A 12057-nucleotide genomic window follows, 5' to 3' on the forward strand; every position below is an offset into this window, starting at 1 on the left:
TTTTTATAATGGAGCTGTGTGAGGTAACCGTTTTTTACGGTGTGTAGTATGTTGCTGCGCCAGGGCCTACTGGTAAACCAAATACGAATACCCATAGGTAGAACAGCACACTCCAACCAACAATGAAGCAGATTGAGTAAGGTAGCATGGTCGCGATCAGCGTACCGATACCTAAGTTCTTCATGTAACGAGTTGCTACCGCAAGAATCAAACCAAAGTAGCTCATCATTGGAGTAATGATGTTTGTCGTCGAGTCACCAATTCGGTAAGCAGCCTGAATCGTTTCCGGTGCATAACCAACAAGCATCAACATAGGAACAAAAATCGGTGCCGTTACTGCCCACTGTGCCGATGCCGAACCAATCATTAGGTTGATAAAGCCACACATCAGAATGAAGGCAAAGAACAACATCGGGCCAGTTAAACCAATTTCTTGCAGGAAGCTGGCACCAGCAACCGCAAATACCTGACCGAAGTTAGTCCATTTAAAGAAAGCAACGAACTGAGCAGCAAAGAAAACCAATACAATGTACATGCCCATAGAAGACATAGATTTCGCCATTGCATCAATCACATCGCGATCCGTCTTCATCGTGCCAACAACTTTACCAAACACAAAGCCTGGGATAGCAAAGAACACAAAGATGAATGCCACGATACTTTTCAGGAATGGAGAGCCTGCAATTGTACCTGCATCAGAACGTAAGATGCCGTCTGCTGGAACAACCGTCCAAGCAAGCAACGCAGAAACAACCAGTACAGCAACACCTGCTAGTTTTAGGCCTTTCTTCTCAATGTCTGTCAAGCCGCCCATTTTGTCGTTCGACAAATCTTCTGAGGCTTCTTCTTCACTGTATTTGCCAAGCTTTGGCTCAACAATTTTTTCAGTAACAAACGCACCAGTGATTGCAATGAAGAACGTCGAAACAAACATGAAGTACCAGTTAACTTCTGGACCAACAGTGTAAGTTGGGTCAATCATTTGCGCTGCTGTTTCAGTAATACCTGACAGTAGCGGGTCAACCGTACCGATAAGTAGGTTTGCTGAATAACCACCGGATACGCCAGCGAATGCCGCAGCGAGGCCTGCAAGTGGGTGACGACCTAGAGAATGGAACAGCATTGCTGCCAGTGGAATAAGTACCACATACCCCAGCTCTGAGGCCGTGTTTGAAATGATACCAGCGAAAACAACAGTCACTGTTACCATGCGTTGAGATGCGCCCATGACCAAGCCACGCATAGCTGCAGATAGCAAACCAGAATACTCAGCAATAGCAACACCCAACATCGCAACCAAAACCGTGCCTAAAGGCGCAAAGCCAACAAAGTTTTTCACTAAATTGGTAACGATAAGTTCGAGTCCATCAGCGTTAAGTAAGCTGACGACATGAATCATGCCATCTGCGGCACGACCTTTTGCGCCCTCAGGACGAGGGTCTACAACGGAAACTTCGAAGTATCCTGCAATGCCCGACATCACCAGAATGGCTAAACAGAAAATGGCAAATAGTGTGATCGGGTGAGGTAATAAGTTCCCCAAATATTCGACAGTATCCAAAAAGCGCGTAAACAGCGGCTTCTTAGGCGAGTTTTGTTTAATTGAATCAGATGAACTCATCTGTTCCCTCCTTGTTTTTATTCCTGTGCAAATGTGACAAAAATGTCAAAAAAGCGAGCGAAGGGTACTTGAGTAGAAGGTTAAAGAAAAGCCCTAAATGTTACAAACTGTGACCATTAGAGAGTTTTATAACCAATAATAAACAAAAACGTAGACATTTCATCCATGTAAAACAGTTAAGTCAAAATTATCAATTAAACAAAACCATAAGCCAGAAATATGCAGAACGATTACTTCTGCACTGCTTTAAACCTCGGATTCGCCTTACAAATGACATATAGACGCCCTCTTCGTTTTACGACCTGGCAATCCGGATGACGACTTTTTGCACTTTTTAATGATTTTACTACCTTCATGATTTATTCCTTTTCGCTCTTAAATTGACCAAAACGACGGTTGAAGTTCGCAATACGACCTTCTGTTTGAACCACTCGCTGTTTACCGGTGTAGTACGGATGGGATGCTGACGACACATCTAACGTAAAGTAAGGGTAGGTTTTGCCATCTTTCCATTCGATGGTTCTCTCTGTTTTCAACGTAGAACCAACAACGAAGTATTCATCTACGCTGGTATCGTGGAACACCACTGGACGATATTCAGGGTGGATTCCTGGTTTCATAATACTTTTCCTCTCAATTAAAATGTTATGTTATAACGTTTTAATTAGTAATCATTATCAACAAGAAAAGCAAGAGAAATTTGTGATACTTTTCATCTCAATGAATTCTTAAAGATGTCCACCATGTATTCCATTGAACCCATCGGTGTCATTGAGACACCGTACAAAGAAAAGTTTGCAGTACCGCGCCAGCCTCGCTTAGTACCAACAGCGAAAGCACGCGTAAAACTGTTAGGCGCAGCGAATAGCCCTGAAGCAGTGCGTGGGCTAGAACAGTTCTCTCACGTTTGGCTGTTATTTTTGTTTGATCAAAATCTGGAAGCAGGTTGGAAGCCAACCGTCCGTCCACCACGACTAGGCGGCAATGAACGAATAGGTGTCTTTGCCTCACGCTCGACTTTCCGCCCAAACGGAATCGGAATGTCAGCCGTTGAAGTGAAAGGAGTCACTAAGCAAGGCGATCAAATCTATCTTGATTTAGGCAGCGTTGATCTCGTTGATGGGACACCGATTGTAGATATTAAGCCTTATATCCCCTATTCGGATTCTATTTCGGAAGCACAAGGCGGATACGCAGACCAAGAACCAGAAAAGTCACAAGTCACCTTTTCTGCTCAAGCATTAGCAACGATAGAAAATCGATCCGATACTGACTATGTAAGATCAGTCATTGAACAAGTTCTGGCCCAAGATCCTCGTCCTGCATACAAGAAAAACAAGCCGGACGACAAAGAATATGCGGTAAATTTGTTCGACTTGAACGTAAAGTTCACAGCAACAAGCAACTTAATAACGGTTACCGCTATTGAAAGCTTTTGACAAACGCAATTGGCTGATATTATAGACGGCTAATAAATTTCCCTTTCGGGAACTCCCATACTCCAGCTTATTCAAGCTTGAGTATCTAACTTAAATAAACGGATAAATTTAATGCGTACCAGTAATTATCTTCTTTCTACTCTGAAGGAGACTCCAAACGACGCAGAAGTAGTGAGCCACCAGCTCATGCTACGTGCAGGTATGATCCGTAAGCTGGCTTCAGGTCTATACACCTGGCTACCTACTGGTCTACGTGTACTGCGTAAAGTCGAAAACATCGTTCGTCAAGAAATCGACAATGCAGGTGCAGTCGAAACTTTGATGCCCGTTGTTCAGCCGTTTGAACTATGGGAAGAGACAGGCCGCAGCGAAAAGATGGGTCCTGAGCTACTTCGCTTTACTGACCGTCATGTTCGTCCGTTTGTACTTAGCCCAACCGCTGAAGAAGTGATCACTAGCCTTGTTCGCAATGAAGTGAGCTCTTACAAACAGCTTCCGCTAAACCTGTACCAAATCCAAACCAAATTCCGTGATGAACGTCGTCCACGCTTCGGTGTAATGCGTTCACGTGAATTCTCAATGATGGATGCGTACAGCTTTGACATTGATAAAGACGGCCTACAAAAGTCATACGACGCAATGCACGATGCTTACTGCAAAGCATTCGATCGCATGGGTCTGGATTACCGTCCTGTACTAGCAGATAGCGGTGCTATCGGTGGTAGCGGCTCTCAAGAGTTCCACGTACTGGCTGAAAGTGGCGAAGACATCATCGCATTCTCTACCGAGTCAGATTACGCGGCAAACATCGAAAAAGCAGAAGCACTAGCTCCAGCCTCTGAAGCAGCGGCACCAACGCAAGAAATGACGTTGGTAGATACGCCAAACGCAAAAACAATCGCTGAATTGGTTGAACAGTTCGAGCTGCCAATTGAAAAAACAGTGAAAACCTTGTTTGTGAAAGCGTCTGACGAAGTTGATGCACCAATCATCGCGCTTATCATTCGTGGCGATCATGAACTGAACGAAGTGAAAGCAGAGAACCTTCCTCAGGTTGCAGCTCCACTGGAAATGGCATCTGAAGAAGAAATTCGTGAGCTTATCGGTGCTGGTCCTGGTTCTCTAGGCCCTGTTGGCCTTAAACTGCCGTTCATCGTTGACCGCAGCGTAGCGGTAATGAGTGATTTCGGTGCGGGTGCGAACATCGATGGCAAACACTACTTCGGCATTAACTGGGGTCGTGACGCAGAGCTAGGTCAAGTTGAAGACCTACGCAACGTGGTTGAAGGCGATCCAAGCCCATGTGGTAAAGGCACTATCCAGCTTAAGCGTGGTATCGAAGTTGGCCATATCTTCCAACTTGGCAACGCTTACTCGGCAGCGATGAACTGTGGTGTACTTGGTCCTGATGGTAAGAACGTCATCCTAGAAATGGGCTGTTACGGCATCGGTATCACTCGCGTCGTAGCGGCTGCTATTGAGCAAAACCATGACAAATACGGCATCATCTGGCCAGATGCAATCGCACCATTCCAGGTTGCGATCGTTCCAATGAACATGCACAAGTCAGAAGAAGTAAAAGAAGCCGCTGAGAAGTTGTACGCTGAGCTAACGGCAATGGGCATCGAAGTCCTATTTGACGACCGTAAAGAACGCCCAGGCGTAATGTTCTCTGACATGGAGCTTATTGGTGTACCGCATACCATTATTATCGGTGACCGCTCAATGAAAGAAGGCAACTTCGAATACAAGAACCGTGCTACTGGTGAGAAAACGCCAGTCGCAATGACTGATATTATCGAGCACGTAAAGGCTCAACTAAAGTAAGCGCTCGACGGTTCTCATTTGAAGTAATTTCAAAATAATTAGTAAGGGTTGACTTCGGTCAGCCCTTTTTTATTACTGGGCAACATTACTACTCCCCTTTAGATCTATTCACTTTGTTAATCTTTGGTTCAGCTTCTTGCTATTAAACTGATTTCATCATCTAAAGGAGGTCAGTTATGGATTTAAAAAGTCTTCTAAACCAAGCACTCAAATCAGACTTACTCAAGCAAGGGGCTGATGCGTTAGGTAAACAAACTAACAACATCAAATCCTCATCAAACTCAAGTAGCCTGAAAACGCTAGGAGCAGGTGCCGTTGGCGGAGGCCTTATCGGCATGCTGATGGGCTCGAAGAAAAGTAAAAAAATGACCAAGAAAATAGGGTCAAGCGCATTAAAAGTCGGTGGCGCTGCTGCGCTTGGAGCATTAGCCTACAAAGTTTATAACGACTGGCAAGCCAAACAGTCCGGTCAAGGTGTTCATGAGACCTTTGACCCCGATGACAGCAAACACAGTGTACTAATTTTAAAAGCAATGATTGGAGCCGCAAAAGCCGATGGCCATGTCGATGAAGAGGAAATGGCCCGCATCGAGCAAGCCCTCGCGGATATGGGCGCAGATGAGCACGTACGTCAACTCGTTCAGCAAGAACTAAACAAACCGCTCGATCCTGCTGAAATTGCTAATCAGGCGACCTCTCCTCAACAAGCGTCAGAAATTTATCTCGCGTCTTTGATTGTTGCTGATGAGCAAAACTTCATGGAAAAAGCGTATTTGCAAGAACTGGCAAAACAGCTTCAGCTTTCACCAGAAGTCACTCAGCAGTTAGAAGTACAAGTGCAGTGATTAAATCTCGCTCAAGCAACTCCTCAACTTGAGCCAAAACAACTCTGCACTTTGAGTTTCAAATCTGCTGTGTGTATATTGAGATAAGTTATCATTTAGTGGAAAGAAAACATGCAAGTATACGGCTGTTGTGAACTGGTTCGTGAGCTTTATGCTCAAATTGGTAGTGGCGATCAAGCTTACATTCCTCAGGCAATTTCATGTGCTGTTAAAGCGCTGAACGATGTTGCGGCGGATGAGTCTCTGCCTAAAGAAGTGCGTGAAAAAGCGGCATTTGCTGCGGCAAACCTACTGATTTCAGATTTTGAGGATAAGTAATGAATCTAGCGAACTTTGAATCCATGGATCCTGTCATGCTCATGAGCATTGTAAATATGAAGCTACGCGACGACTTCGGTGGTGACTTAGATAAACTGGTGGCTTTCTTCGATATCGATCGCACAGCACTAGAAGCAAAACTGGCTTCTGCTGGTTTTGACTTTCTTCCAGAAGCAGGACAATTCCGTTAACCCGCAGCAATCACCGCGGGTAACTGAAACGGGGAATAACCAACATGAAAAAGGGCTTGATGATCACTCATCAAGCCCTTCTCTTTTGTCCAATAGACGTTTCGATTAGCCGAATGAAGCCCAGATGACCGTAGCCACAAGAATTGGACATACAAACTTCACATACGCTGGCCATAACTTACCAAACCAACCTTGCGTAAACTCCGGGCAACCTTGCTCAAGCTCTTTGATTTTTGAGTTGCGATTCCATACCCAACCACCAAATAAGCAGAATAAGAGCGCAGCGGTTGGTTGTAGATACTGAGTAGCAACCGTCGCGACCATACCAAACAGAGCGCCAAAGTTATAAACAATCACCACACTGAACAAGGCGATGAGACCACCTAAAACCCAGCTCGTTGCGCTACGCTTGGTGTTGAAACGCTCACTCACTAACGCCACTGGACACTCTAACATTGAAATTGAAGACGTTAGCGCCGCAATCGTCAGCAATAAAAAGAACACAATAGAGAACAATTGACCAAGCAAACCTAAGCTATCAAACATCAACGGCAATACGGTAAATACCAACGTATCAGAGCTTAATAGAGAGCCATCTTCAGCATAGATTTGAACGCCTTTTTGCATCGCAACAAACATCGCTGGCATCACCACTAACCCTGCAATGAAAGCAACGGCAGTATCTACCATGGTCACGTTCATCGCCATCTTTGGTAGGTTCTCTTTCTTACTCAAGTAAGAGCCATAAATCAGCATTGAACAGCCACCGATCGTAAGCGAGAAGAAGCCCTGCCCCATTGCAGCAAGAATCAACTTGCGGTCCCATACCTTTTCGAAATCCGGTACCAAGTAATGCTTTAGCCCTTCCATCGCACCGTTTTGCGTCATGATGTAAGCAAACAGCAGGGCAAACAGAACAAACAATGCTGGCATCAAGCGTGTTGACCACTTCTCAATACCTTGTTTTACGCCACCTTGTACGATGAGAATCGTTAGCACATAAAAAGTAATGGTTCCGAACAAGTTACGTTCAACGCTAAAGCCCTTTAGCCATTGAGTTGCGGCTTCTAACCCCATTAGGTCTGTGATTGCACCCAGTAAAAAGCAGATCAACCAACCACCGACAATAGAGTAAAACGCTAAAACAGCGCTTGGTACGCTTAAACCTATCCAGCCCACAATACCGCCGAGCTTTTTACCTACCGGATGATTGGTAAGCGAACGCATACTATCTACCGGGTTGGCTTGACCATGACGACCAATCGCCATTTCAACCACCAGCATAGGAAATGCGACGATAAGAATCATCACCAAATAAACCAACAGGAAAGCACCGCCGCCATTACTGGCAGCTTGGGTTGGAAAGCCCCAAATATTGCCAAGGCCAACTGCGGCACCTGCGGCTGCTAAGATGAATCCGAGACGAGAGCCAAAATGCTCACGAGGCTGAGAAGAGGTTTGCTGTGTCATACTACTCACACAAAATATCATTGAACTAGCTAACTAGTACACTATAGCAATATTCACTATTCAACAAGAGCACTCCGGTTAAATACTCGACAGTTGAAACAATTCACAGTCATTCAGCTTGTAAATTTTAACGTACATCTCACATTCATCATTCTAAGACCTGGCGACTTTTGTCTTTTTCACACGCTTAGAATTTATGATTCTCCCATCGTGAAGTGAGCCGAAAAATAATGAGCTTTGGTGTAAGGAACGAATAGTTCCTCGTGATACTGTGTCGAAAAGCAGAATATTGTGCTTCGCTTTTTCCCCCTTATGTCTATTTATCAGCTAGTTATTACTCTGTTCTCATTTATATCCATGACTCAAGGAGAGGAAAATGAAGGTCACTCTACTTCACGGAGCGATGGTTGCAGCACTCAGCGTCAGCTACCAAGCTCAAGCCTATAACTGCCAAAGCTTACCCGACTGGGACAGCACTGCGACTTATACATCGGGCACTTTAGTAAAAACGCAAGGAGCCGCTTACGAGGCCGCGTATTGGACGCAAGGCAATGACCCTGTTACCAATTCAGGGGCTTGGGAGGCATGGAAAGCGTTAGGGCAATGTGATGGTGGAAGCAACAACCTAGAGCCAACAGTGTCATTCTCCTCTCCAACAAACAACGCACAAATTCCCGAAGGCAGTGCGATCACCTTGCTAACCAACGCAGCCGACGAAGATGGCCAAATCGCACAAGTTGAGTTTGTTGCAGGCAACCAAACGGTTGCTGTGGTAACTCAAGCACCATTCGAAGCATCTTGGACCGCTATTGAAGGTGTCTCGCAATTGACCGCAATTGCGACCGATAATGAGGGAGCCGTTACCACCACGACGATTTCTATCCAAGTTCAACCACAAGTCGAATTACCGCCACCAAGCATTTCATTGACAAGCCCAGTAGGCACAGAAGTGCTTAATGTCGGCGATAACCTAACCGTAGCCGCTCAAGCTGATGATATTGATGGTGTGGTCACACAAGTTGAGTTCTTCGTGAACAATCAATCCGTTGCGATTGATACCAGCGTACCTTACGAATATCAATGGACCGCGAATGCTGGTACACATTCGTTTAAAGCACAAGCGACTGATGACACATACCTCGCAACCATGAGCCAAGAAGTAACGCTTGTTGTTAGTAATTCAGAAACAGGGACGGGCGGATGTTCAGATGCAGTGCCTTACGCGGCTGGAACGAGTTATCAAGTTGGCGACCTGGTTTCTCACTTCAACCAAAAATATCGTTGTGATGTTGCTGGTTGGTGTTCCTCGGATGCGACATGGGCTTACGAGCCAGGTGAAGGGTTATACTGGCAAGATGCTTGGAGTGGCCTAGGTGCTTGTTCGACGCCACCGCAAGTTACCATTACGGCACCAACGGATGGACAAGTCGTGCTCGCTGGCAGCAATAACGAAATCACGGCTAACGCAAGCGATGCTGATGGCACAGTCACGCAAGTTGAGTTTTTTGCGAACAACACCAGCTTAGGGGTCACCACTCAAGCACCATATTCCGTTACTTGGAACGCCACACTTATTGGCGCTAACCAGCTTAAAGCCGTCGCAACCGATAATGATAACAACACGTCAGAGTCCTTGGTTGGTGTGGAAGTCAGCGATAAAGATTTGGTCGTCTCACTGACTTCACCAAGTAGCGGTCAAACCGTCGGCTTAGGCAAAAACCTCGCATTAAGTGCCGATGCAACATCTTTAACCTCAGGCATTAAACACGTTGATTTCATGATCAACGGCTCTATTGTTGCAACCGATACCACGGCACCTTACACAGCCAACTGGACACCAACTGCACTTGGTAACTTTACAGTTAGCGCCCAAGCTGTGGATTTGTCAGGAAGCAATGCATTGTCTGACGCAGCAGCAATAACGGTGGTTGAGCAAGCAGAGAAACGTCATAAACTCATCGGTTACTGGCACAATTTTGTAAATGGGGCTGGCTGTCCAATTCGTCTAGCGGATATGGCTGATGCGTGGGATGTGATTGATATTGCCTTTGCCGAAAATGACCGCAACAGTGATGGTACCGTGCACTTTAATCTATATTCAGGCGATATTTACAGCGATTGTCCAGCGCTCGACCCAGCACAGTTCAAACAAGACATGGCAGCGCTTCAAGCTAAAGGTAAAAAGTTTGTTCTCTCTCTTGGTGGCGCAGAAGGCACGATTACGCTGAATACCGATCAAGACGAAGCCAACTTTGTCTCTAGCCTAACAGGTCTTATCGCTGAGTGGGGCTTTGATGGTCTTGATGTGGATTTAGAGAGTGGATCTAACTTGGTTCATGGCTCGCAAATTCAAGCTCGCCTTGGTCGTGCTTTGCTTCAAATAGAGCAAAACATGGGTGGCGATATGTACCTAACCATGGCACCTGAGCATCCTTATGTTCAAGGCGGCTATGTGGCTTACAGCGGTATTTGGGGAGCTTACATTCCTGTGATAAACGAGACACGCAGCACGCTCGACCTGCTTCATGTCCAGCTATATAACAACGGTGGCTTGCCAAACCCATATCTGCCAGGCAGTGCACCAGAAGGCTCTGTGGATATGATGGTAGCGCAATCTAAAATGCTGATCGAAGGCTTTGAATTGGCCGACGGCACTCAGTTTGCACCACTACGTGATGATCAAGTCGCAATCGGCTTACCTTCAGGTCCTAGCTCGGCAAATTCAGGTCAGGCTCCGACACAGAATATTATCAGCGCACTAGATTGTTTAACCAAAGGCACTTCATGTGGCACCGTTAAGCCAGCGTTCAATTACCCGAATTATGCAGGGGTAATGACGTGGTCTATCAACTGGGATCAGCACGATGGTTTTAACTTCTCAAAACCTGTCGGTGATAAACTCACTCAGATGAACGCGCAGTAAGTTGTTAATGAGCAAACGAATAACATCGTCTTGCTTTCATTACTTGTTCAAGTATGTAAAAACGAAAAGAGAGCACAATTGTGCTCTCTTTCTTTATACCATTGAGTTCTACTTTTTGAAGGGTAATTAAATCGTAAATACTCGGTAATCTTTTAGCTCAGGGATTTTCTTCAACAAATCGTCTTCTTGCCCTGCCATGTCATCCAACGAGTCACACAAGTCTTCTGCTTGTTGCTCTACCTCTTTCGAATGCTCAGCTAAACGCTCTTCTACTTTCGCGCTGAGTTCAGCCATACTCTCCGATAATGCAGTGAGGTTTATTCCCCCCTCTTCCTTCATTTTTTTCGATAAAGCATCCAACGAACTCGCTAAAAACTCTTTATTGAAGATCTCTTGTGCTTTTGCAAAGTCTTCAGTCCACCCTTGTGTCATGGACTCAAAACTTTCCGCTGGTAGAATGAAATCGCCATCTTTGTAGTAACGTGATTCAACATCAGCGAAAAAGTCCTGTACTGCGACTTTGACGTTATCAAACGCGCCAGGTGCGTCTAGGCTTTCCGCAACATCATCGATGATGTCATTTGCAAGCGCTAAACCATCACTCGCCAATTGCTTTGCTTGTGGAATATACGCGTTCATTTTTTCGCGATAATCTTCAATCGCCGCTTTTTGGTCGGCATTGAGTTCAATTAGCTCACCTTTGATGAAAAGGTTGTTATCCTCATCCACGACAGCTTTATCACCTGTCGTTTGGCGAATTTCCAAGCTTTGCCCATCCATACGGACTTCATTATTGATGTCCACACGACACTGCGCTGCATAACCAGTAGCACTGACCATCAGCAATGAGAGTGTAAAAAGCTTTTTCATGTCATTCTCTTTTATTTAACATTACTCGTGTTAAACATAACACTGAGTGATACATGAGATGTCAGAAAACCGTCACGACTTCGTAACAAGTTGTTTTTTCTCCTATTTTCACATCAATCTCATCGCCTTCTTCTTTCCCGAATAACGCTCGACCAAGAGGAGATTTTGCTGTTAAGACAAAGACTTCCTGAGCCTGACATTTAACAATCAGACCACCAGAACAAGGGCCTACAAAGAAGTGCTTTTCAAGCAAATTCTCATCTGCGAGAACGACGTAAGCACCTACACCAACAGGTGCGCCTTTAAAGTCGCGAGTCACTAGAGCGCGATATTGACGCAGCTCGTCTTCACTCTCTTGGATTCGCATTGCTTGTCCATGAGCAAGATATGCGGCTTCAAGTGCTAACGTATCGTACTTATGCTCGGGAACAGTTTCTTCATCTGTCGCGGCATCAATGGCTCGCTGAGCCGATGCATGGGCCACTTGAAGTTTTTCTTCCAGATGTTGGATGATAATTTGGACTAAGTCAGCTTTGTTCATACTTTTAGGACG

Annotated in this window: 12 protein-coding genes; 6 read left to right on the forward strand and 6 right to left on the reverse strand. The window is 45.4% G+C overall.

All coding sequences use genetic code 11. The features are described 5' to 3' along the window. Positions 1-34: 34 nt before the first annotated feature. The 3 genes from NDJ01_RS06290 to NDJ01_RS06300 all read right to left on the reverse strand — a co-directional run bounded on the left by NDJ01_RS06290 (position 35) and on the right by NDJ01_RS06300 (position 2241). Positions 35-1621 (reverse strand): AbgT family transporter, encoded by a 1587-nt coding sequence (locus tag NDJ01_RS06290; RefSeq protein ID WP_006742541.1) that lies wholly within the window; start codon positions 1619-1621, stop codon positions 35-37. A gap of 230 nt (positions 1622-1851) precedes the next feature. Further along, positions 1852-1977, reverse strand: coding sequence for a type B 50S ribosomal protein L36 (gene ykgO, locus NDJ01_RS06295; protein WP_074191703.1), 126 nt, complete (start codon positions 1975-1977; stop codon positions 1852-1854). 3 nt (positions 1978-1980) lie between these two features. Continuing rightward, positions 1981-2241 (reverse strand): type B 50S ribosomal protein L31, encoded by a 261-nt coding sequence (locus NDJ01_RS06300; protein ID WP_012841491.1) that lies wholly within the window; start codon positions 2239-2241, stop codon positions 1981-1983. 123 nt (positions 2242-2364) lie between these two features. Here NDJ01_RS06300 and tsaA point away from each other — a divergent pair, with 123 nt between their 5' ends. The 5 genes from tsaA to NDJ01_RS06325 all read left to right on the forward strand — a co-directional run bounded on the left by tsaA (position 2365) and on the right by NDJ01_RS06325 (position 6241). After that, a complete protein-coding gene (gene tsaA / locus NDJ01_RS06305; protein ID WP_161445137.1) occupies positions 2365-3060 on the forward strand; it encodes a tRNA (N6-threonylcarbamoyladenosine(37)-N6)-methyltransferase TrmO in 696 nt (231 codons plus the stop codon). Positions 3061-3171: 111 nt separating this feature from the next. Beyond that, a complete protein-coding gene (locus NDJ01_RS06310; RefSeq protein ID WP_046874977.1) occupies positions 3172-4887 on the forward strand; it encodes a proline--tRNA ligase in 1716 nt (571 codons plus the stop codon). 176 nt (positions 4888-5063) lie between these two features. Then, on the forward strand, positions 5064-5732 hold the full coding sequence (locus NDJ01_RS06315; protein ID WP_258586447.1) for a tellurite resistance TerB family protein: 669 nt from the start codon (positions 5064-5066) through the stop codon (positions 5730-5732). A 111-nt stretch (positions 5733-5843) separates the two neighbouring features. After that, positions 5844-6050, forward strand: a complete 207-nt coding sequence (locus NDJ01_RS06320; RefSeq protein ID WP_005391765.1) for a YaeP family protein — start codon at positions 5844-5846, stop codon at positions 6048-6050. After that, entirely contained in the window at positions 6050-6241 is a 192-nt protein-coding gene (locus NDJ01_RS06325) for a DUF4250 domain-containing protein (RefSeq protein ID WP_012841490.1), read from the forward strand. Before NDJ01_RS06320 ends, NDJ01_RS06325 begins: the two co-directional genes overlap by 1 nt. A gap of 105 nt (positions 6242-6346) precedes the next feature. Here the strand turns inward: NDJ01_RS06325 and NDJ01_RS06330 are convergent, their stop codons facing one another. Beyond that, entirely contained in the window at positions 6347-7711 is a 1365-nt protein-coding gene (locus tag NDJ01_RS06330; protein ID WP_012841489.1) for a sodium-dependent transporter, read from the reverse strand. Between the two features lie 376 nt (positions 7712-8087). On the opposite strand from NDJ01_RS06330, the gene NDJ01_RS06335 reads away from it, so the two are divergent. After that, positions 8088-10634 (forward strand): Ig-like domain-containing protein, encoded by a 2547-nt coding sequence (locus NDJ01_RS06335; RefSeq protein ID WP_258586448.1) that lies wholly within the window; start codon positions 8088-8090, stop codon positions 10632-10634. 126 nt (positions 10635-10760) lie between these two features. Here the strand turns inward: NDJ01_RS06335 and NDJ01_RS06340 are convergent, their stop codons facing one another. Together NDJ01_RS06340 and NDJ01_RS06345 are read right to left on the reverse strand one after the other, a co-directional pair. Next, on the reverse strand, positions 10761-11504 hold the full coding sequence (locus NDJ01_RS06340) for a YggN family protein (protein ID WP_005385316.1): 744 nt from the start codon (positions 11502-11504) through the stop codon (positions 10761-10763). A 61-nt stretch (positions 11505-11565) separates the two neighbouring features. Further along, positions 11566-12045, reverse strand: coding sequence for a GreA/GreB family elongation factor (locus NDJ01_RS06345; protein ID WP_258586449.1), 480 nt, complete (start codon positions 12043-12045; stop codon positions 11566-11568). Between the last annotated feature and the right edge of the window lie 12 nt (positions 12046-12057).

The sequence above is a fragment of the Vibrio sp. HS-50-1 genome, from assembly GCF_024747315.1.
Lineage (GTDB): Bacteria > Pseudomonadota > Gammaproteobacteria > Enterobacterales > Vibrionaceae > Vibrio > Vibrio diabolicus.